This is a genomic window from Flavobacterium sp. (assembly GCF_013823965.1).
In the GTDB taxonomy this organism is placed as follows: domain Bacteria; phylum Bacteroidota; class Bacteroidia; order Flavobacteriales; family Flavobacteriaceae; genus Flavobacterium.
In genome coordinates this window covers 1-23,241 of sequence record NZ_PNNA01000052.1, presented here as the reverse complement: position 1 = coordinate 23,241, position 23,241 = coordinate 1, and the positions used below count along the sequence as shown (strand labels likewise).

The 23,241-nt window shown below is 36.5% G+C and carries 18 protein-coding genes; 12 read left to right on the top strand and 6 right to left on the bottom strand.

Going from position 1 to position 23,241, the window contains the following annotated elements; genetic code table 11:
• The 3 genes from ileS to C0430_RS05865 form a co-directional block, all read left to right on the top strand.
• Positions 1-2,815 (top strand): isoleucine--tRNA ligase (ileS, locus tag C0430_RS05875; RefSeq protein WP_290866483.1); only part of this gene is annotated, 2,815 nt, incomplete at its 5' end.
• Positions 2,816-2,822: 7 nt separating this feature from the next.
• Entirely contained in the window at positions 2,823-3,203 is a 381-nt protein-coding gene (locus C0430_RS05870; RefSeq protein ID WP_290866481.1) for a TraR/DksA family transcriptional regulator, read from the top strand.
• 86 nt (positions 3,204-3,289) lie between these two features.
• The gene (locus C0430_RS05865) at positions 3,290-3,898 is read left to right on the top strand and encodes a lipoprotein signal peptidase (RefSeq protein ID WP_290866479.1); all 609 of its coding nucleotides are present in this window, start codon (positions 3,290-3,292) and stop codon (positions 3,896-3,898) included.
• 49 nt (positions 3,899-3,947) lie between these two features.
• On the opposite strand, the gene C0430_RS05860 is transcribed toward C0430_RS05865, so the two are convergent.
• Positions 3,948-4,511: a 5-formyltetrahydrofolate cyclo-ligase gene (locus C0430_RS05860; protein WP_290866477.1), complete on the bottom strand. Its 564-nt coding sequence runs from the start codon at positions 4,509-4,511 to the stop codon at positions 3,948-3,950.
• 192 nt (positions 4,512-4,703) lie between these two features.
• Here C0430_RS05860 and uvrC point away from each other — a divergent pair, with 192 nt between their 5' ends.
• From uvrC to C0430_RS13395, 8 genes are all read left to right on the top strand, one after another.
• Complete coding sequence (gene uvrC, locus C0430_RS05855; protein WP_290866475.1) at positions 4,704-6,497, top strand: excinuclease ABC subunit UvrC; 1,794 nt, start codon at positions 4,704-4,706, stop codon at positions 6,495-6,497.
• A gap of 9 nt (positions 6,498-6,506) precedes the next feature.
• On the top strand, positions 6,507-8,714 hold the full coding sequence (locus C0430_RS05850; protein ID WP_290866473.1) for a patatin-like phospholipase family protein: 2,208 nt from the start codon (positions 6,507-6,509) through the stop codon (positions 8,712-8,714).
• A gap of 423 nt (positions 8,715-9,137) precedes the next feature.
• Positions 9,138-9,911 (top strand): DUF3108 domain-containing protein, encoded by a 774-nt coding sequence (locus tag C0430_RS05845; RefSeq protein WP_290866471.1) that lies wholly within the window; start codon positions 9,138-9,140, stop codon positions 9,909-9,911.
• A 92-nt stretch (positions 9,912-10,003) separates the two neighbouring features.
• A complete protein-coding gene (locus C0430_RS05840; protein WP_290866468.1) occupies positions 10,004-11,221 on the top strand; it encodes a peptidoglycan DD-metalloendopeptidase family protein in 1,218 nt (405 codons plus the stop codon).
• A gap of 96 nt (positions 11,222-11,317) precedes the next feature.
• Positions 11,318-12,961 carry a glucose-6-phosphate isomerase gene (pgi, locus tag C0430_RS05835; RefSeq protein WP_290866466.1) on the top strand — a complete coding sequence of 548 codons (1,644 nt, stop codon included), beginning with the start codon at positions 11,318-11,320 and terminating at the stop codon, positions 12,959-12,961.
• A gap of 326 nt (positions 12,962-13,287) precedes the next feature.
• Positions 13,288-16,047 (top strand): TonB-dependent receptor, encoded by a 2,760-nt coding sequence (locus C0430_RS05830; RefSeq protein ID WP_290866464.1) that lies wholly within the window; start codon positions 13,288-13,290, stop codon positions 16,045-16,047.
• Between the two features lie 100 nt (positions 16,048-16,147).
• Positions 16,148-16,570, top strand: a complete 423-nt coding sequence (locus C0430_RS05825; RefSeq protein WP_290866462.1) for a hypothetical protein — start codon at positions 16,148-16,150, stop codon at positions 16,568-16,570.
• 81 nt (positions 16,571-16,651) lie between these two features.
• Entirely contained in the window at positions 16,652-17,212 is a 561-nt protein-coding gene (locus tag C0430_RS13395) for a septal ring lytic transglycosylase RlpA family protein (protein ID WP_366559307.1), read from the top strand.
• Here the strand turns inward: C0430_RS13395 and C0430_RS05815 are convergent, their stop codons facing one another.
• Positions 17,213-17,683, bottom strand: a complete 471-nt coding sequence (locus C0430_RS05815; protein WP_290866460.1) for a CYTH domain-containing protein — start codon at positions 17,681-17,683, stop codon at positions 17,213-17,215.
• Between the two features lie 170 nt (positions 17,684-17,853).
• Between C0430_RS05815 and dinB the strand changes: the two genes are divergently transcribed.
• A complete protein-coding gene (dinB, locus tag C0430_RS05810) occupies positions 17,854-18,936 on the top strand; it encodes a DNA polymerase IV (protein ID WP_290866458.1) in 1,083 nt (360 codons plus the stop codon).
• 54 nt (positions 18,937-18,990) lie between these two features.
• Here dinB and pyk read toward each other — a convergent pair whose 3' ends face one another.
• The 4 genes from pyk to fabF form a co-directional block, all read right to left on the bottom strand.
• Positions 18,991-20,421, bottom strand: coding sequence for a pyruvate kinase (gene pyk / locus C0430_RS05805; protein ID WP_290866456.1), 1,431 nt, complete (start codon positions 20,419-20,421; stop codon positions 18,991-18,993).
• A gap of 5 nt (positions 20,422-20,426) precedes the next feature.
• Positions 20,427-20,918 carry an IPExxxVDY family protein gene (locus C0430_RS05800; RefSeq protein WP_290866453.1) on the bottom strand — a complete coding sequence of 164 codons (492 nt, stop codon included), beginning with the start codon at positions 20,916-20,918 and terminating at the stop codon, positions 20,427-20,429.
• A 113-nt stretch (positions 20,919-21,031) separates the two neighbouring features.
• On the bottom strand, positions 21,032-21,772 hold the full coding sequence (rnc, locus tag C0430_RS05795; RefSeq protein WP_290866450.1) for a ribonuclease III: 741 nt from the start codon (positions 21,770-21,772) through the stop codon (positions 21,032-21,034).
• Positions 21,773-21,783: 11 nt separating this feature from the next.
• A complete protein-coding gene (fabF, locus tag C0430_RS05790; protein WP_290866448.1) occupies positions 21,784-23,037 on the bottom strand; it encodes a beta-ketoacyl-ACP synthase II in 1,254 nt (417 codons plus the stop codon).
• Positions 23,038-23,241: the final 204 nt, after the last annotated feature.

Genomic DNA, 23,241 nt, shown 5'->3' with positions numbered 1-23,241 from the left:
AAATCAGCCGGGAAGTTACCGTGATGTAGCAGACACGACAATTGTGGCTCAATTCAAAGCATTAAACGAAACATTGCCTTCATTTCTTCAGGGATTTGGAGATGTACATATTTTAGCCTGGACGACAACGCCTTGGACTTTGCCTTCAAACACTGCATTGACTGTTGGTCCAAAAATCGATTATGTGTTGGTTGAAACTTTCAATCAATATACTTTCCGACCAGTTAAAGTAATTTTGGCTAAAAACCTGGTTGGAAAACAATTTAGTAAAGGATTCTTTGCAAGTACTGAAGCTTCTGATTTTGAAAACTTCAAAGAAGGCGACAAGAAAATTCCTTACCAAATTCTGACCGAATGCAAAGGAGCTGATTTAGTTGGAATTCGTTACGAACAATTGATTCCATTGACTTTACCATACCAAAATCCGGAAAATGCTTTTAGAGTAATTTCAGGAGATTTTGTAACTACAGAAGACGGAACAGGAATTGTGCACACTGCGCCAACATTTGGTGCCGATGATGCCAAAGTAGCCAAAGAAGCTACTCCTGAAGTTCCGCCAATGTTGGTTTTAGACGAAAACGGAACGCCAGTTCCATTAGTAAATCTGCAGGGAAAATTCATCGATGGTTTAGGAGGTTTTTCAGGTAAATATGTTAAAAACGAATATTATAACGAAGGCGAAGCACCGGAACGTTCTGCCGATGTAGAAATTGCTATTCAGTTAAAAGAAGAAAATAAAGCTTTCAAAGTAGAGAAATATGTGCACAGTTACCCACATTGCTGGAGAACGGACACGCCAATTTTATACTATCCGCTAGATTCGTGGTTTATCAAAATCACGGAAGTTAGAGACAGAATGTTCGATTTGAACGAAACCATCAACTGGAAACCAAAAGCAACTGGAGAAGGACGTTTCGGAAACTGGTTGAAAAATGCCAATGACTGGAACTTATCACGCTCTCGTTTTTGGGGAATTCCGTTGCCAATCTGGAGAAACGAAGAAGGAACAGAAGAAATATTAATCGGTTCTGTTGAAGAATTATACAACGAAATCGAAAAATCTATCGAAGCTGGTTTCCAAAAAGAGAATCCTTTCAAAGGTTTCGAAATTGGAAATATGGACGAAGCAAACTATGATTTGATTGACCTCCATAAAAATGTAGTCGATGAAATTACCTTGGTTTCTGCTTCCGGAAAACCAATGAAACGCGAATCGGATTTGATTGACGTTTGGTTTGATTCGGGTTCTATGCCGTATGCACAATGGCATTATCCTTTTGAAAACAAAGACAAAATCGACGGAAACAAAGATTTTCCAGCAGATTTCATCGCTGAAGGTGTAGATCAGACTCGTGGTTGGTTTTATACTTTGCATGCCATTGCAACTTTGGTTTTTGACAGGCCATCATATAAAAATGTCGTTTCAAACGGTTTAGTTTTGGATAAAAACGGACATAAAATGTCGAAACGTTTAGGAAACGCAACAGATCCTTTCGAAACAATTGCGGAATACGGACCAGATGCTACACGTTGGTACATGATTTCGAATGCAAATCCTTGGGACAATTTGAAATTTGACATCGAAGGAATTGCTGAGGTTCGCCGTAAGTTTTTCGGAACTTTGTACAACACTTATTCGTTCTTTGCGTTGTATGCCAATATCGATAATTTCACTTATGCTGAAGCTGAAGTTCCATTAAATGAAAGACCGGAAATTGACCGATGGATTATTTCGGAATTGAATACTTTGGTAAAAGTGGTTGATGAGGCTTATGCCGATTACGAACCAACGAAAGCGACTCGTGCGATTTCGGAATTTGTACAGGAAAATTTGAGTAACTGGTACGTTCGTTTGTGCCGTCGTCGTTTCTGGAAAGGCGACTATGCACAGGATAAGATTGCGGCTTACCAAACATTATATACTTGTTTGTTGACCATCAGTAAATTGGGCGCTCCGGTGGCTCCGTTTTTTATGGACAAACTTTACAGAGACTTAACATTGGCAACACTAACGGAAAAATTTGACTCTGTACATTTGGCCGAATTTCCAAAATACGTTGAAAACTTTGTTGATAAATCGTTGGAGAGCAAAATGCAGAAAGCGCAGACGATTTCGTCACTGGTTTTATCACTCCGAAAAAAGGAAATGATCAAGGTGCGTCAACCTTTGCAAAAGGTAATGATTCCGGTACTTGACGACAATCAGCGTGCTGAAATTGAGGCAGTTTCCGACCTGATAAAAGCGGAAGTTAACGTGAAAGAAATCACGCTTTTGGACGATGCTTCGGGGATTTTGATCAAACAAATCAAGCCTAATTTTAAAGCTTTGGGACCCCGTTTTGGAAAAGATATGAGTCTGATTGCCAAAGAGATACAAGGTTTTTCGCAAGACCAAATCAACCAATTGGACAAGGAGGGAAGCATAAATATTATTATTGCCGGAAATAGTATAACTTTATCCTTAGAAGACGTGGAGATTTCTTCACAAGATATCGAAGGCTGGCTGGTGGCCAATTCCAATGGAATAACGGTAGCCCTGGATATCACGATTTCGGACGAATTGAGACAAGAAGGAATTGCCAGGGAATTGGTCAACAGAATTCAGAACATCAGAAAAGATTCTGGTTTTGAGGTTACTGACAAAATTAAAGTACATTTGCAAAAAAATTCCGAACTGGAAAATGCGGTAAAAGCAAACGAGACTTACATTAAATCGGAAACATTGACGGAAACATTGGTTTTTGAAGAAAGTATAAGTAACGGTACGGAAATAGAATTCGACGAGATAAAAACAAAAATAACAATTACAAAATAACAAGAAAATGGTAGATGAAATTGCAAGATACTCAGATGCTGACTTAGCAGAGTTCAAAGAACTTATTCTTAAAAAAATAAACAAAGCACAGGCCGATTTAGATTTGATCAAAAGTGCCTATATGAACGATTTGAATAACGGAACCGACGATACTTCGCCTACATTCAAAGCATTTGAAGAAGGAAGCGAAACAATGTCTAAAGAAGCCAATTCGCAGTTGGCGATTCGTCAGGAGAAGTTTATTCGTGACTTGAAAAACGCGCTTTTCCGTGTGGAAAACAAAACTTATGGAACGTGCAAGATAACAGGCAAATTGATCAGCAAAGATCGATTGTTGATTGTTCCTCACGCTACAATGAGTATTGAAGCAAAAAACTTGCAACGATAATTCATTAGTCATAAAGCTATTAACGCTCCTATTGGAGCGTTTTTTTTAGAAAATAACACTACTTTTGCGGCATTAAAATTTATAAAATGACATTACGAAAAGCTTACCTGATAGTTTTTATCATCTTACTTGTTGACCAACTTTCAAAAATATACATCAAAACTAATTTTGTTTACGGCGAAAGTGGACAAATTGACGTTACAAGTTGGTTTAAAATCCTGTTGATAGAAAACGAAGGAATGGCTTGGGGAACAGTGATTCCGGGTGTTTACGGAAAATTGTTTCTTACTGTTTTTAGACTTGTTGCCGTAACGGGAATCGGCTATTGGCTTTGGGATTCCATAGAAAGGAAACACAGTTCAAACTATCTTGTAGTGGCAATTTCCTTGATTCTTGCGGGCGCTTTTGGCAACATCATAGACTCTGTTTTTTACGGCGTAATTTTCGATGACAGCTACGGTCATTTGGCTACTTTATTCTCCGAAAACCCTTATGGAAGTTGGTTTCACGGCAAGGTAGTCGATATGTTGTACTTTCCTTTATTCGAAGGAAACTGGCCGGAATGGTTCCCGATTTGGGGTGGACAGCATTTTAAATTTTTCAATGCGATTTTCAACATTGCCGACATGGCGATTTCAACAGGCGTCGGAATTTTGATTTTTTTCAATAAAAAGGCGTTTCATCACCAACACTAAGATTTTTACTTTGAGCACGCTGAGTCAAAAATAAATCTTGTTTGATGCATTAAAACAGATATGTTTCATTTGGCGTCACACAATAATCCAACTTCACGTCATTTTCAAAAATATCATGTATTTGTTCTTCGGCTTCAAAGAAGGAAAGACCAATTTTCAAGGTTTCCGGCTTGCATTCCGACAGGAATTTGTCATAAAATCCTTTGCCGTAACCTGCGCGATGTCCGGTTTTGTCAAAAGCCAAAAGCGGCACAAAAACCACTTCAATTTTGCTGACAGGAACTTCCAAGCCATCAACGGGTTCCGGAATATTGTATTCGTTTTTCTTGATTTTGGTATTGTCCGTCAAAAGAAAATGGGTCATTTTCCTAGTTTCGAAATTGCTTTTCGAAATCACGATTTCCTTATCTTTTCCGGAAAGTAAATGCAAGATAAACTCGGTGTTGACTTCTTTGTGTTCCATAATGGGCAGGAAAACATGAAAATAGGTTTTCTCCCAAATAGGTAACGCCAACACTTTATTGGCAATGGCCAAACTCATTTCTTCCAAATCATTTTCGGAAAGCTGGTTGCGCAAGGCTTTGTATTTTGCCCTTAATTCTTTTTTGTTCATCTGGTAAAAGTAATAAAAAGCACGTATTTGTTTTATGCCGATTTTAAAGTTAAATTTGTTTGAATTAAATTTTGGTCTTTTATGGAAGAAATTGCAAAGACATTATGGCTGAAGAATCAGTAAAATCCGTTTCATCCGTGGCTAATTTTTTAATGTCTATCGCAATCTGCAATCTAAAATCTGCAATCTAAAATGGCAATCCCAACTCTCGAACTTCAAATCCAAACCTTGCCGGACGGTCCTGGTGTGTACCAATATTATGACAAGGAAGGGAAGATTTTATATGTGGGTAAAGCCAAAAATCTCAAAAAAAGGGTTTCTTCCTATTTTAACAAAATTCACGACACAGCCAAAACCAATGTATTGGTCAAAAAGATTGTCACCATCAAACACATCGTCGTTCCCACTGAAACCGATGCGCTTTTATTGGAAAACAATCTCATAAAAACATTGCAGCCGCGCTATAATGTGTTGTTGCGCGACGATAAAAGTTATCCTTGGATTTGCATCAAAAAAGAACCTTTTTCCAGAATATTCTCCACTAGAAGATTAATCAAGGATGGCTCGGAATATTTTGGTCCTTACACGAGTTTCAAGACCGTGAGCACTATTCTAGAATTGATAAAAGAATTGTTTCCGTTGCGAACTTGCAATTATGATTTGAGTGGAAACAATATCGAAAACGGAAAATTCAAGGTGTGTCTGGAATACCATATCGGCAATTGCAAAGGCCCTTGCGAAGGATATGAATCATTGGAAGAGTACCAAAAACAAGTCGATGCCATTCGGGAAATATTGAAAGGAAATTTCAAGGAATCAATGAAGGATTTCAAGAAATTGATGATCGATTTGGCTCAAAATCTTCATTTTGAAGAAGCCCAAAAAATAAAAGAAAAAATAGAAATTCTCGAAAATTACCAATCGCGTTCTACCATAGTGAATCCGAAAATCACCAATATCGACGTGTTTTCGATTGTTTCTGACGAAAGTGCCGCTTTTGTAAACTTTCTGCAAATTTCCCACGGTTCCATCATTCGTTCGCACACAATGGAAATCAAAAAGAAACTGGACGAAACTGACGAAGAATTATTGGAATTGGCGATTATCGAACTTAGGGAACGTTTTCAATTATTGTCAAAGGAAATTATTGTTCCGTTTGAAGTGGATTTGGGTGAGAAGATAAAAGTGACCGTTCCGCAACTGGGCGACAAAAAACAGGTTTTGGATTTGTCCATTCGCAACGCCAAGTTTTATCGAATCGAACAATTGAAACAACTGCAAATCGTCGATCCCGATCGTCACGCCAACCGAATTATGGCACAAATGCAAAAAGATTTGCGACTGCCAGTCGAGCCAAGACATATAGAATGTTTTGACAATTCGAATATTCAAGGAACCAATCCAGTTGCGGCTTGCGTGGTTTTTAAAGATGGAAAACCCAGCAAAAAAGATTACCGACATTTCAATATAAAAACCGTCGAAGGGCCAAATGATTTTGCCTCGATGGAAGAAGTGGTTTACAGAAGATACAAACGATTATTGGACGAAAACGAACCTTTGCCGCAGCTCATTATCATCGATGGTGGAAAAGGACAATTGTCATCGGCTTTGAAAAGTATTGATGAATTGGGATTGCGCGGAAAAATCACGATAATTGGTATTGCAAAACGATTGGAAGAATTGTTTTATCCGGGCGATTCCATTCCGTTATATTTGGACAAAAAGTCGGAAACCTTGAAGGTTATCCAGCAATTGCGGAACGAAGCGCACCGTTTCGGGATTACGTTTCACAGGGACAAAAGAAGCAAATCAGCGCTCAATTCTTCGATAGAAAGCATTCCGGGAATTGGCGAAAAAACGATGCAGGCGTTAATTCAACATTTCAAAAGCGTAAAAAGATTAAAATTGGCAACAGAAAAAGAAATTTCTGATGTTATAGGTGTTTCAAAAGCCAAAAAAATTACCGACTTTTACAAAACCAATTAGCAAATCACGATGAAAAAATTTGCCCTATTCGTTTTCCTGTTTTTTATTTTTCAACCGTCTTTTGCCCAAGACACCATCAGAAAACCTAAAATTGGATTGGTTCTAAGTGGCGGTGGAGCAAAGGGATTTGCACATGTTGGGGTTTTGAAGGTGCTTGAAGCCGCCGGAATAAAGATAGACTACATTGGCGGAACGAGTATGGGAGCGGTTATTGGCGGGCTTTACGCTTCGGGATACAATGCAACCCAAATCGACTCCATTGTGAGGGTTACCAATTTTGACAACTTATTGATTGATTACATTCCACGTTCTTCCAAAAGTTTTTATGAAAAAAGGAATGATGAGTTGTATGCGTTAATCCTTCCTTTTGACAACTTTAAAATTGGAGCTCCACAATCCCTTTCGAAAGGAATGTTCAACTATAATTTATTCAACGAACTCACATTACACGTGCGACATGTGAGGGATTTTAACCAGTTGCCAACTCCCTTTTTATGCATGGCCACTGATATTGAATTCGGGCAACAAGTCATTTTAAACAAAGGTATTTTGGCACAAGCTCTTTTTGCCAGTTCCGCATTGCCATCGGTTTTTTCGCCTGTAATATTGGATGGGAAGTTTTTGATAGATGGTGGAGTTACGAATAATTATCCAATAGACGAGGTTCGAAAACTAGGAGCCGACATCATCATTGGGGTTGATGTTCAAAACGGTTTGCGAGACAGGGAACAACTTAAAGATGCCACAAAGATTTTATTTCAAATCACGAATCTTCAAATGATTGATAAAATGAAATGGAATGCGGCAAACACTGATATTTACATTAAACCGGACATCAAAGAATATGGGGTTGTGTCTTTTGAAAAAGCGAAAGAAATTGTTTTGAGAGGAGAAGAAGCCGCTTTTTCTGTTTACGAAAAAATAGATCAATTGGCCGACAAGTCAAAGGCATATTACAAACCCAAATTAAAAATGGAATCGGACAGTTTAAATATTGTCAACATTGTTTGTAATAATTTGAAGAATTACTCAAAATCGTATATCGAAGGAAAATTAAAAGTCAAATCGGGGGCAAAGATCAGGTACAAAGATTTAGAAACGGGAATCAACAATATTGATGCGACCCATAATTTTGGAGCAGTAACCTATTCATTGGAACCAAATGGAAATGGAGACAATTTGATTCTTAACTTCACCGAAAACCCGATAAAAACGTATTTGAAATTTGGGTTGCATTATGACGGGCTTTACAAAAGTGCCGTTTTGGCAAATATTACAAACAAAAAGACTTTATTTAAAAATGACATTGCTTCATTCGATTTGATTATTGGCGACAATGTGCGGTATAATCTGGATTATTATGTTGATAATGGTTATAATTTGAGTTATGGTTTTAAGTCGCAATTGAATCAATTTAATAAAAATGTAACCAATGAAATCACCAACTTGTCTGTTGTTCCATTGGCTAATGTAAATTCTATAAATGTAGATTTCCTGGATGTCACAAACCAACTTTATTTTCAATCAATATTTGCACAAAAATTTCTTGTGGGATTAGGGTTGGAATATAAATACGTTACCATAGAATCAGAAACGCTTGCTGCCATAAAACCAGTACTCGACAAGAGTAATTACAGTAGTGTTTTTGCTTATATGAAATATGATTCATTTGACAACCAATACTTTCCCACAAAAGGATGGTGTTTTTCCAGTGATTTGCACAATTATTTGTTTTCGTCTAATTATACGGGAAAATTTAATCCTTTTTCAATAGCCAAAGCCGATGCAGGATTCGCTTTGAAAATCTTAAAAAAAGCCACGCTTAAGGTTCAAGCAGAGGCAGGTTTCTCCATTGGAGAAGAGAGCGTTCCTTTTTTTAATTTTGTTTTGGGAGGGTATGGTTTTATTCCCTTGAATAATTTTAAGCCTTTTTACGGATATGATTTTTTGAGTCTTGCAGGCAATAGTTTCCTGAAGACTTCCGCGACAATTGACTTTGAAATTTTCAAGAAAAACCATCTGAATTTCTCGGCAAATTATGCTAATATAGAAACCGACTATTTTAAATCTCTTGATTGGATTTCTTTGCCAAAATATTCTGGATATGCCATAGGTTATGGTTTGGAATCCATAATTGGTCCTTTGGAGGTGAAGTATTCATGGTCGCCGGAAACGGCAAAAGGATACACTTGGTTCAGTATTGGATTTTGGTTTTAGTTCACAAATTCATGCAAAGATTCAGTGAAAGCTGCCGAAATTCTTCTTAAAACAAGATTAAAATTGTTTTTTTGGCGAGTTAAAGCCTCTTTTATGGACATAAAAAGGCATTTAAAATTATGAGGAATGCTTCAAAATCAACTTTTTTTTATGCAATGTGAAAAAATAACCAAAAAGTACTGGGTGCGTTTGCAAATGTTGTGTTAAACTTTATTTTTTATTAAAAAAGGCTTCGTTACTTAATTATCTTTGCACCTGAAAATAGAAGGGGTGGTTTCCTTCTTGATTTAATGTAAATTTCATAATTTATATTTTTTGGTTAGTTAATAGCATAAAACCCAGTCATTAATTTGACTGGGTTTTTTTGTTTTAATACATTTGGAACAGAATTTGCAATAGTGGCCATAAATAGCCTTTAAATCAATGAAAAAAATAATTATTGTATTTCTCTTTATCACTACTGTAAGTTTTACTTCTAAGGAAAACGACGCTTTTGATGTGGGCGAATGGTTTAAGTTCCGAATACATTATGGCTTAGTAAATGCAGGTTATGCAACTATGGAAGTCAGGGAAGCAACAGTAAACAGTAAAAAGGTTTTTCATGTTGTTGGTAGAGGATACACTGCGGGAATGTCCAGGTTTTTTTTTAAAGTGGATGATATATACGAAAGCTACATTGACAAGACAACTGGAAATCCCTATCAATACGTAAGAAATATTGACGAAGGGGGTTACACCAAAAACCAACAAGGTTTTTTTAACCAATCGGAAAATAAAATTCTTGTAAAAGATTACAAGCACAAAACAGAAAAAACGCTTTCAATTGCCAAAAATACCCAGGACATTTTGTCATCATTCTATTATTTGCGAAATTATCCAAATATTGACAAAATAAAACCAGGTGAATTCGTGTCTATCGACATGTTCTTTGATGATGAAACTACAAAATTTAGGTTAAAGTTTTTAGGACGTGAGAATATTAGAACTAAATTTGGAGTCGTCCAGACCATGATCTTTAGACCAATGGTTCAATCAGGACGAGTTTTCAAGGAAGAAGAAAGTCTAACCATTTGGATATCGGACGACGACAACAAATTGCCTGTGAGAGTAAAAGCAAGCCTTGCCGTGGGTTCACTTAAAGCTGATTTAGAAGCTTTCAAAGGATTGAAATATCCGTTTAAAGTAATAAACAAATAACAAAGGTTGTCATTCGATTTATTTCTTTGGAATTATGATCTAGCCTCAAAAAGGCTGTTAAAATAATTATTTAATTGTATAACACATACATTTTGAAACAAGTATCATTACTTATTCTGGTTTTATTTTCAATGTTTTCTTGTAGTAAATCAGAAAATTTGAGTGTAAATCCAGGTCAAAAAAAACGTCCCGAAGCGGAACAATTCGGGTTTAAATTCAACGATTTTAACGTACTTCACGACACCATACAAAGCGGCGACACCTTTGGCAGCATCATCGAAAATCAAAATCTTGGCGACAAACAAGTCTATGACATTATAGAAAAAGTCAAAGACAGTTTTAACGTGAGAAGTATTAGAATAGGTAAGCCATTTACCTTGTTGCGCTCCAAAGATCGACATAAAAAATTGCAGGTTCTCGTTTACCAGCCCGACAGAGGGAGTTATTACGTGGTTGATTTTAGAGATTCCATTACGGCATACAAAAAAATTAGGCCGGTTCGCATTAAACAAAGAACAATTGCAGGAGTATTGGACGGCTCTTTGTCGGATGCGTTAAACAAGCAAGGAGTTGATGCGGCTTTGGCCAATAAATTAACAAAAGTGTATGCTTGGTCCATCGATTTTTTCAAATTGAAAAAAGGCGACAAGTTTGGCGTCACTTTTACCGAAAGATATATTGACGATACCATTTACGACGGAGTTGACAGTTTAAAAGCAGCTTTTTTCGACTACAAAGGAAAATTAATTTATGCTTTCCCTTTTGCCCAAAACCAGAACTCGGGAAAATTGGATTATTATGACGATCAAGGAAAAGCGCTCAAGAATTTTTTCTTGAAATCCCCGCTTAAATTTGTGAATATTACCTCGCGTTTCAGTAAAAACAGATTCCATCCCGTGCAACAAATTTGGAAAGCACACAAAGGAACCGATTATGCCGCGCCAAGTGGAACGCCAATTATGACAACTGCATCCGGAATTGTGGAGCAAACGGGTTATACCGCAGGAAACGGAAATTTTGTAAAAGTAAAACACGACAGAACCTATTCTACACAATATTTGCACATGTCAAAAATCCTGGTTCGCAGAGGACAAAGAGTTACGCAAGGCAGTATTATTGGGAAAGTGGGAAGCACGGGACTGGCCACTGGACCACATGTTTGTTATCGGTTTTGGAAAAACGGCGTTCAAGTGGATGCCTTGAGATTAAAATTACCCAATTCCCAGCCTATGGACAAGAAAAATTTACCGCGATTTATGGCTCAAATACAACCATTAAAACGGGAGTTGGACAGTGTTGCCAATTTATAATTCAAAAAATACTTTTTTCTGCTTTCATTGCCATAAAAGCATGGGTTGTTTTACAAACTAAAATTGTAAATTAGCGCTTTCAAAAAAATAAAAGAAATGGCATTACAAAATACAAATCCCACAAAAACTTTGGCTTGGCAAAATCTTCAGAAACATTTTCAAGAAATGAATACTGTTTCAATGAAAGACATGTTTGCCAACGACACTACAAGAACATCAAAATTTAACTTTCAATGGAATGATTTCGTAGTGGATTATTCTAAAAACATCATCGATCAGGAAACGATGAGTTTGTTGCTCGAATTGGCAAAAGAAGTACATTTAAAAGAGGCGATTTCCCAATATTTTGAGGGCGAAATCATTAATCAAACCGAAAACAGGGCAGTTTTACACACTGCTTTACGTGCAAAAGAATCGGCAATCATAAAAGTGGACGGAGAAAATGTAATTCCAGAAATTTTTGAGGTAAAAAATAAAATAAAAAACTTCACGAACGAAGTGGTGAACGGCAATCGAAAAGGATTCACCGGAAAACCATTTACGGACATCGTCAACATCGGAATTGGAGGGTCTGACCTAGGTCCAGCAATGGTTGTTGAAGCTTTGCAGTTTTACAAAAACCACCTGAATGTTCATTTTGTATCGAATGTTGATGGCGATCACGTAAACGAAACCATTAAAAAACTAAATCCGGAAACGACTCTTTTTGTAATTGTTTCCAAAACTTTTACCACACAAGAAACATTGACTAATTCGGAAACTATTAGAGAATGGTTTTTGAAATCAGCTTCGCAAGAAGATGTGGCCAAACATTTTGTGGCTGTTTCCACCAATATCCAAAAAGTAACCGAATTTGGAATAAATCCAGAAAACGTTTTCCCAATGTGGGATTGGGTTGGAGGTCGTTTTTCACTTTGGAGTGCCGTGGGTCTTTCCATAAGTTTGGCGGTTGGTTTTGATAATTATGATGAATTACTGGCCGGTGCCAATGAAATGGACGAACATTTCAAAACGGCAGATTTCGATAATAATATTCCAGTGGTTTTGGCCATGCTAAGTATTTGGTACAACAACTTTTTTGGAGCAGAAAGCGAAGCCTTGATTCCTTACACACAATATTTGCAAAAACTGGCACCTTACCTACAACAAGGCACGATGGAAAGCAATGGAAAAAGTGTTGGACGTGACGGAAATCCTGTCGATTATCAAACCGGAACTATTATTTGGGGTGAGCCGGGAACCAATTCGCAACACGCCTTTTTTCAATTGATTCATCAAGGGACCAAGTTGATCTCAACCGATTTTATTGGGTTCGTAAAACCATTGTACGGCAACGAAGACCATCACGACAAGTTGATGTCTAACTTTTTTGCACAAACTGAAGCCTTGATGAATGGCAAGACAAAGGAGCAAGTACAAGCAGAATTCGACAAACAAGGACTTTCTGAAGGAAAAGCAAAATACTTGTTGCCATTTAAAGTATTCGCAGGAAACAAACCTACAAATACAATATTGATACAAAAATTGACGCCTAAAACATTGGGTTCTTTGGTGGCAATGTATGAACACAAGATTTTTGTTCAAGGAATTGTCTGGAACATCTTTAGTTATGACCAGTGGGGAGTTGAATTGGGGAAACAATTGGCCAATTCAATTCTGGATGAAATTCATTCAAAAAAGGTTAATAATCACGATAGCTCGACCGAGTTCTTATTGAGTCATTTTTTGAAGAATAAATAAAATTAGTTCCTCATTTTGAAAGGAACGGAATACAAATAGTTGAGAAACCTTGATTTTATGACAAATCAAGGTTTTTTTTATACAAGCAATTCCATTGTAGGGTTTTATGGTTTAAAAGGGCTTATTATTTATTAACATTTTTTTTAAAACCTATATATGTAAACTGTTGATTATTAAGTGTTTGATTTTTAGTATTTTGATAAATTATGGGTTAAAAGTGACATTTGTTAACAATGTGTTACCAATGCTTTCTTTCTTAACATTTCCTTAACATTTTTATCAATAAAATGTTAGAATTTTGCCAAAAATCAATAAACTAAACAACAATGAAAACATTTAAAAATTGGTTACTCTCTGGATTACTGTTCATGGTAGTTTCGACGGTATTTTCACAAGGGAAAATCACCGGAACAATCACAGATGGTCAAAATTCTTTACCAGGAACTAATGTTGCTGTCAAAGGAACAAAAATTGGTGCATCAACAGATTTTGATGGAAAATTTACAATTAATACTCCGACTAATTCTGGTGAATTAGTAATTTCTTTTATTGGCTATGATGCCAAGACTGTTAAGTTTACCGTTTCAAACGGAGGAACTACTAACTTGGGAACAATTGTTTTAACTGCTACTTCAAATGAACTAAGTGAAGTTGTGGTAACATCTGGAGTTGTAGATGTTGCAAAAGACAGAAAAACTCCAGTGGCAGTTTCTACCATAAAAGCATCTGAAATCCAAGAAAAATTAGGAACTCAAGAATTTCCTGAAGTTCTGGTAAATACACCTTCAGTTTATGCTACTAAAGCAGGAGGTGGTTTTGGAGATTCAAGAATTAACATTCGTGGATTTGACCAAAGAAATGTTGCTGTAATGATAAATGGTGTTCCTGTAAATGATATGGAAAACAGTGCTGTTTATTGGAGTAACTGGGCTGGTTTATCAGATGTTACGTCAGCAATGCAGGTTCAAAGAGGATTGGGTTCTTCTAAATTGGCCATTTCATCTGTTGGAGGAACAATAAATGTTATGACAAGAACCTCTGATATGAAAGAAGGTGGTGCTGTTTCTTCTTCTTTTGGTAATGCCAATTATTTGAAAGTGCAAGCTTCTTACAATACTGGTATTATGAAAAATGGTCTTTCTGCATCAGTTTTGTTGAGTTCAACCACTGGTGATGGATACGCAGACGGTACAAGATTCGAAGGAAAGAATTTCTACATTGCCTTTGGTTACAAACCTAATGCGAAACACGATATTCAATTTACTTTTACAGGTGCTCCTCAATGGCACAATCAAAGAAGTTTTGCAAACACACTTACGGATTATTTGAAATATGGTAGTAATGGTGAGCCAAACATCAAATACAGCTCTGACTGGGGATACAAAAATGGTGAAGAATACGCTTGGACAAGAAACTTCTATCACAAACCAGTAATGTCTTTAAACTGGGATTACAAAATCAGTGAAAAAACTAAAGTTTCATCTGTATTTTATGGCTCATGGGGTCGTGGTGGAGGAACTGGAAATATTGGAAAAAGCCCTTTTGCTTACAAAACGGCCAATGGTTTAGTGCCTTTTGACGATTTTGTTAAATTCAATACAGGAACATATACTTTTGCAACTGGCCAAAGTTTAACAAACCTTGGAACTCCACTAAAACCAAGTACAGTTGCTGGTCATGTAGGAGAGTATGTAACTAATGCAACTACAGGATTTACCAGAAGAGCTTCTATAAATTCTCATGACTGGTATGGAGCTGTTATTAATTTAAACCAAAAATTGACTGACAAATTAACTCTTGATTTTGGAATAGATGCAAGAACTTACATTGGATATCACTTCAGAAACATCAATGATAGATTGGGAGCCAGTGTTTATTTAGATAATAAAGACATCAACAATGCCAATAGATATTTATATCAAACATATTCTGCTTCTCCAAGTTTGAACCCATGGACAGATGTTAAAAACCAAGAAAAAATAGAATACAACAACAATGGTTATGTAAATTGGTATGGTGCATTTACTCAATTGGAATATTCTACAGAGAAACTTTCTGCTTTTTTCCAAGGTGCTATTTCACAACAAGGATTCAAAAGAGAAGATACCTTCATTTATAAAACTACAGACCCATTATACAAAACAGATTTTGAAAACATTCTTGGTGGTAGTGCAAAAGGTGGAATTAACTATAATTTAACTGAAAACCACAATATTTTTGTGAATTCTGGATACTATTCTAAACAACCATTTTTTAATGCAGTTTATCCAAACAACAAATCATTGGTTAATGAGAATTTAACAAACGAAAAAATCTTAGGTTTAGAAGCAGGTTATGGTTTCCGTTCCTCAAAATTCAACGCAAATTTGAATGTTTACTATACTTCATGGAAAGACAGATACCAAAGATCAAGTGATGCAGCAGCTGATAACGTAGGTGGTTATTATGATTTTGCCGGAATTACTCAAATACACTCAGGTGTCGAACTTGAAATGAATGCAAGACCAATGCCTAAATTGAATTTGAATGCAATGCTTTCTATAGGAGATTGGAAATATGATGGTGATGTTACTAGTAATAGATATGATGCAAATAATGCTCCTATAGCAGGAGGAACTTCCACAACTTTATATCTTGATGGATTGAAAGTAGGAGATGCAGCGCAAACAACGGCTAGTTTTGGTGCAAAATATGAAGTTGTAGAAAGAGTGTTTTTAGATGCAAATTATAGATTTGTAGATAATTTATATGCTTCAATCGATCCAGCTAGATTTGCTTCTGCAACAAATAAAGGAACATTAGAATTACCTTCTTATGGCTTGATGGATGCTGGTTTCTCATACAAAATGGTTGTAGGTAAAAACAAAGATAATTCGTTAAACTTTAGACTTAACGTAAACAACGTTTTAGACGAAGTTTATATTGCTGAGTCAAGAACCAATATATTTGCTTCTGATTTTGTTTCCGGTACTTCTGGAGCAACTTGGGCATCAGCTGGAAGAACTTATAACGGTGTGGCAAACGGGAATCAAGTATTCTTCGGTTTTGGAAGAACTTGGAACTTTAGCTTGCGTTACAATTTCTAAAAGAAATTAAAATAATTACAAAAACGGCATCGCTTCAAAAGCAGATGCCGTTTTTTTTTAATGTTTTTTTATCTATATTTGTTAAAACAAAAAATATTTTATGTACGAAATTATTCAAAAATTGCATTCAGGTTGGGCTTATTTAGCTTTTTTAGTATTAGTAATTGCCGTAGTCAATTCATTCATCGGATTGTTTTCAAAAAAAGAGTTTTCTGTAAAAGATAGAAAAATTGCGCTTTTTGCCTTGGCAGCAATCCATACCCAATTATTGATTGGCGTAGTTGTTTATTTTGTTTCTCCTTTGGGTTTTTCCGCTTTGGGACAAATGAAAGATGCAGCTTTAAGGTTAACTTCATTAGAACATCCATTAATGAATATTATAGGAGTCACTTTAATAACTATTGGCTGGGTGAAACACAAAAAACTAACCACCAGCGAATCAAAGTTCAAAACCTTTTCTATTTATTATGGTTTGGGACTAGCACTTATATTGAGTAAAATTCCTTGGGGATTGTGGTTCTAAAAAACAAAGAAAAGTCCTGAAAAGGACTTTTCTTATCTCGGTATGGTTTTTGCCAAATGGAGTTCAACTAAAAAGTTTAAAATGAAATCGAAGATTATTTCATCCGTCCGCCTTTTAGGCTCGGGTCACAAACGCCAAAAGAGCAATTTTAAAACGGTGAGTAATATATTAATGTTACTTTTTCTTTTGATTGCCTTTGTTCCTTTGGCAAGTGGTCAAACCATTGTTTCTGATAAACAAAAAAAAGCAGTTCCAAAAGATACCATCAAAAATCCAAAAATGCTTGTCCAGCAGCAAGAAATGGCTTCCGATAGTTTATTTGTTGTAAATGGAAACTTCAAATTCTATAAAAAAGCGGCTCACGCTTCCTATTATGCCGATAAATTTCACGGAAAAAGAACCGCTAGCGGGAAAAGATACAATAAAAACCAGTATACGGCAGCGCATAAAAAATTGCCTTTTGGAACCATAGTAAAAATCACCAACGAGAGCAACGGAAAATCAGTGACTGTCGAAATTACGGATAGGGGACCTTTTGTGAGAACAAGAGAAATCGACCTCTCAAAACGCGCTTTTATGGACATAGCCGGCAATAAATCTTCTGGATCAATGCTAGTGACAATAGAAGTGCTTGAAAAATAATCAGCGCCAGTTACCATAAGGATTTTTGCTCAAACAAGAATTATAATAACGACTGTCATTGGTAACTTCTTTGCCAAGCCAGTTCGGACTTTCGAAAGTTTCGGTTTCCGATTTCAATTCAATTTCGGCTACAATTAAGCCTTCATTTTCACCATAAAATTCGTCCACTTCAAAGACGTGTTTTCCTGTTTTGACTTCAAAGCGGGTTTTGTCGATAACGCCTTTTTCGCATAATTTTAATAATTCCGTCGCTTGATCAACTGGAATTTCTTTTTCCCACTCGAAACGCGACAAGCCTGTTTCGTTTGAGGCTCCTTTTATGGTCAAGAATCCCTTATCTCCTTTTATGCGCACTCTTACCGTTCGTTCAGGAACGGAACTTAAATAACCCTGTGCAATTCGGTTTTGGGCGAAAGCTTCTTTTTTGAAGGCTTCGGAGGTGACCAAAAATTTTCTTTCTATTTCTATCATTTTTCAGAGCTTTTTCCAGCAATACACCTTCAATCGTTTTTCACTCAAAGAGCGAGAAAAACGATTTTCGCTGCTGTCTGGACTTAGTTTAGTGACTTTGTTCTGGAACTTCAAATGTATAAAAAATCTTTGGGTATCTCTGGCTAATAGTTTTTACATAAATTTGTGCAATGCCAGAAATGAATCCAAATAGAAAAATCATACACATTGACATGGATGCCTTTTTTGCTTCGGTGGAGCAAATGGATAATCCTGCTTTGCGAGGAAAACCTATTGCTGTTGGCGGAGCAGAAAACCGAGGCGTTGTTGCTGCGGCAAGTTATGAAGCCAGAAAATTTGGAGTGCGAAGTGCCATCAGTGGCTTTTTGGCCAAGAAGAATTGCCCCGATTTAATTTTTGTAAGACCTAGATTTGATCGCTACAAAGAAATTTCGAACAAGATAAGAACCATTTTTCACGAATATACCGATTTAGTGGAGCCACTGTCGCTTGATGAGGCTTATCTCGATGTCACGATAAACAAAAAGGGAAATCCAAGCGCAACTTTATTGGCACAGGAAATCCGGTCGCGCATTCTCAACGAAGTGGGATTGACGGCTTCGGCCGGGATTTCGGTCAATAAATTTGTGGCCAAAATCGCGAGTGATTACAATAAACCCAATGGCCAAAAAACGGTTACCCCAGACGAAGTAATTCCTTTTCTTGAAGTATTGCCCATTCGAAAATTTTATGGAGTGGGGAAAGTGACTACCGAAAAAATGTACCAATTGGGAATTTTCACGGGATTGGAATTAAAGAACCAATCATTGGAATTTCTGGAGAAGCATTTCGGGAAATCTGGAAGTTTTTATTACAACGTCGTGCGGGGCATTCACAACAGTGAAGTGAAACCGAATAGAATTACTAAATCCGTGGCCGCCGAACATACTTTTGACATTAATCTTTCTTCCGAGATTTTTATGTTGGAACAATTGGAAAACATTGCCAACTCATTGGAAAAAAGACTAAAAAAACACCGCATTGCCGGAAAAACGGTTACTTTGAAAATAAAATACAGCGACTTTACCCAGCAAACCCGAAGTAAAACGTTGCCTTATTTTATATCCGACAAAGGATTGATTATGGAAACCGTTAAAGAACTTTTGTTTCAAGAACGGATGAAAGATTCTGTCAGGTTGCTTGGAATTTCATTGAACAATTTAAATACCGAAGAAAAAAAGACGGTTGTGGTACAGTTGAAATTTGCTTTTTAACAAAAAAACCTTCCGATTAGGGAAGGTTTTATCATTCATTTAATAAGTTTGAGGTTACTCAATTTCTGAAACTCTCAGGGTATTTACCATTCCTTTTTCAGTAAGTGGCATCGATGAAAGGGTTACCAAGAAATCTCCTTTTTCAACATATCCTTTTTGTTTTGCGATTTCATTTAAATCTGAGACAGTGTCATCCGTGCTTCCTGCACTATCATAGTAGAAGGATTTTACTCCCCATAATAAATTAAGACTTGTCAAGATTCTTCTATTGGAAGTAAAAACTAAAATGTGGGATTGAGGTCTCCAAGCCGAAATTTGGAAAGCAGTATAGCCACTATTGGTCAAAGTACAAATTGCTTTTGCCTTGATTCCATTGGCCATAAGTGTAGCGTGATGGCAAACAATTTTAGTGATAAAACGGCTTGTTTTTATTTGTGGCGTGTTTTGTGGAACTTGAATTAATGGAGAGTCTTCAACAGCTTTAAGGATTTGTGACATTTGCTGGATTACCTGTACTGGATAATTACCTGTAGCAGTTTCTCCAGAAAGCATTACCGCATCAGCACCATCCATAACGGAGTTGGCAACGTCGTTTACTTCAGCACGAGTGGGTGTCAAACTGGTAATCATGGTTTCCATCATTTGGGTGGCCACGATAACGGGAATTCTTGCGGTTTTAGCTCTTCGAATTAATTCTTTTTGAACCAATGGTACTTCATGGGCAGGAAGTTCAACTCCTAAATCACCACGGGCTACCATCAAGGCGTCACAATAAGCAATAATCTTGTCAATGTTTTCTAATGCTTCCGGCATTTCTATTTTGGCAACGATTGGAATTTTGTAATCAGAATGTTTTGCAATTAATTCTTGTAGGTCTTGTAAGTCTTCAGGAGTTTTTACAAACGAAAGCGCTATCCAATCTACATTTTGACTTATGGCAAAAATAGCATCGGCGATATCTTTTTCAGTCAATGCTGGTAAGGAAATCTTTGTGTTAGGAAGGTTTACCCCTTTTTTAGATTTTAATTCTCCTCCTTGAAGTACTCGAGCTATAACTTCGGTTTTTTTGTCGGTTTCAACAATTTCAAAGATTAATTTACCATCGTCAAGCAGGATTTTTTCTCCAGGATTTACATCGTTTGGAAAATTTTTGTATTTCATGAAGACTTTTTTGGAAGTACCAATAATGTCTTCGGCAGTGGTAAATGTTATCAAATCGCCATCATATACCATCGTGCCTTCTTCCATTACGCCCACTCGAAGTTTTGGTCCTTGCAAGTCTCCAAGAATTGCAGTAGTATATCCAAATTCTTCGTTTAGACTTCGTATTATCTTGATTCTTTCCTTAACATCTTCATAGTCTGCATGCGAAAAATTTATTCTAAACACATTTACTCCTGCATCAATCATGTCTTTCATGATTTCTCTGGTACTACATGCAGGTCCTAGTGTGGCTACAATTTTTGTTTTTTTGTTTGTAATCATTGGTATTAAAAAATTAAATTGTTTTTCGATTTTATTTTATTTGTTTCGATAGTGTACGCTGTCGAAATGTTGTCAATTGTATTCAATAAAGCTTGTATGTGCGTTACATTCAAGTCGTCTTCTAAATTTTCTATTTTTAAAAAATAATCTGCTTTTTTAAATTCAGGAAGCAAATAGACTTTTGTCGAAACTTCCATGTTTATATTTGAAAACAGATTATTCTGTCTCGTATCGTTTTTTTGTTGAATGACTTCATTCTTGTTTTGAATTAAATTCCAAGAGATTCCTTTTTCGACTTCGTGATAATAAAATCTCGAGAATTTTGTTTCGCCTTCTTTTATGTTGATTTGAATTTCATTTTTGTTTTTACCCAAATTTATTGGAAGCTTTTGATTGATGAAATAGGCTAATCTATAGTCTTCTAATGAAGTATGAATAGCAATTAGATGATAATCTATTTCGTCAAACTCGCCAAGATCCAATTTATGAATAGCCATTTCAAGAAAAAATAAGCTGTAAAGATACCATTTCTATCCTTGCATTATTCCCAAAAACATGATGTTTTTGTTATTTTGTAAACGAAAACGTTGTAGTTTTAGATAAATTCTTGTTATTTATTGTCAATTTTTTTCTGAAATGCAAAGTAAGCACGTTGGGATGCTTTTTCCTCGGCTTTCTTTTTTGAGGTTGCTCTTGCTTTTGCAATTACTTTGTCATCTATGCTTAGTTTAACCCCAAACAATCGCTGGCCATCTATTCCATTGTCTTCAAAGATGTCGTAGTGAAATTGTTTTTTTTCTTTTTGACACCATTCTATGAGCAGACTTTTATAACTGATTACTTTTCCTTCAAGTCGGGCAATGTCGACATAAGGAACAATAACTCTTTTTTGAATGAATTTTTCACAGTATTGATACCCTTTGTCAAGATAAATTGCCCCAATCAGGGATTCAAAGATATTGCCGTGGATGTTGTCTCCAAAATGTTGTACGGGAACTTTGCTTTCTATGAATCGAACAAGATTCAAATCCTTTCCCAGTTCGTTTAAATGTTCTCTACTTACAATTTTTGAACGCATTTTTGTAAGATAACCTTCGTCGCCAGCAGGAGCTTTGCTGAACAAATGTGCAGCAATTACAGAGCTCAACATGGCGTCGCCAAGAAACTCAAGGCGTTCATAATTAATGGCGTTCCCTTTTTCGTCCAGCTTGTTGGAAGAACGATGGGTAAATGCTTTTTTATAATATTCGAGAGTTTTTGGTTCAAAACCTAAAATTTCACGTATGGCATCAAAAAAAATCCCGTCTTCAAGAGAACGGGATTTTGAAAATATTTTTCTAATTATACGCATTTGAATTATAATTAGTAATCTAATTTTTTAACCAAAACACAAGCATTGTGTCCTCCAAAACCAAAAGTATTGCTCATCAAGACATTCACGTCTCTTTTTTGGGCCACATTAAAAGTAAAGTTCAATTTAGAATTAATGTTTTCATCATCGGTAAAATGATTAATTGTAGGAGGGATGATTCCGTGTTTTATCGAAAGAATGGAAGATATCGTTTCTACAGCTCCTGCGGCACCTAGCAAGTGTCCCGTCATGGATTTTGTCGAATTCAAATTCATCGTATAGGCGTGTTCTCCAAAAACGTGTTCGATTGCTTTAGATTCGGCCAAATCACCAAGTGGTGTCGAAGTTCCGTGCATGTTCACGCCATCAACATCGGTAGGTTTTAATCCAGCATCTCTCAAACAGTTCAACATCACGTTTTTTGCGCCCAATCCTTCTGGATGTGGAGCGGTAATATGATAAGCATCTGCCGACATTCCGCCTCCGCCAACTTCGCAATAAATGGTTGCTCCACGGGCTATGGCATGTTCATATTCTTCAAGAATTAACGCACCTGCACCTTCGCCTAGAACAAAACCGTCACGGTCTTTATCCATGGGTCTTGAAGCGGTTTTTGGATCGTCATTTCTTGTCGAAAGGGCGTGCATGGCATTAAATCCTCCCATTCCGGCAATCGTTACTGCTGCTTCTGAACCACCAGTCACCATGGCATCGGCATGACCCAATCGAATGTAATTGAAAGCGTCAATGATTGCATTTGTGGATGATGCACAAGCTGAAACGGTCGTGAAATTTGGACCTCTAAAACCGTATTTAATTGATATGTGACCACCGGCTATATCGGCAATCATTTTTGGTATAAAGAAAGGATTGAATTTTGGTGTGCCATCTCCGGCGGCATAATTAAGAACTTCTATTTGAAAAGTTTCCAATCCGCCAATACCTGAACCCCAGATAACGCCAACTCTGTCTTTGTCCAATTTTTCGAAATCGAAACCGGCATCTTGTACGGCTTCCTCGGCTGCAACCAATGCATATTGTGCATAACGGTCCATTTTTCGAGCTTCTTTCCTGTCTATAAAGTCTTCAACATTGAAGTTTTTTACTTCGCAGGCAAAATGGGTTCTGAATTTTGAAGGGTCATAATAGGTTATTGGAGCAGCTCCACTAACGCCGTTAATAAGCCCATTCCAATACTCTTGAATATTGTTTCCAATAGGAGTAAGAGCACCTAGACCTGTTACAACAACTCGCCTTAATTCCATAATTTATTAAATTAGTATTTTTAAACAAATAAAACCCACGCTTTCTTGCTGAATTAGTGTCACAAAAGAGCTATGGGTGTTATAATATAAATATCATTTTTGATTGAAATTCAATCCGGAATTTAATTTTAAAAAATAATAACACCCGTTTGCAATGTTGCCAACGGGTGTTTTTTTATTATTTCTTAGCTTCTTCGATATAAG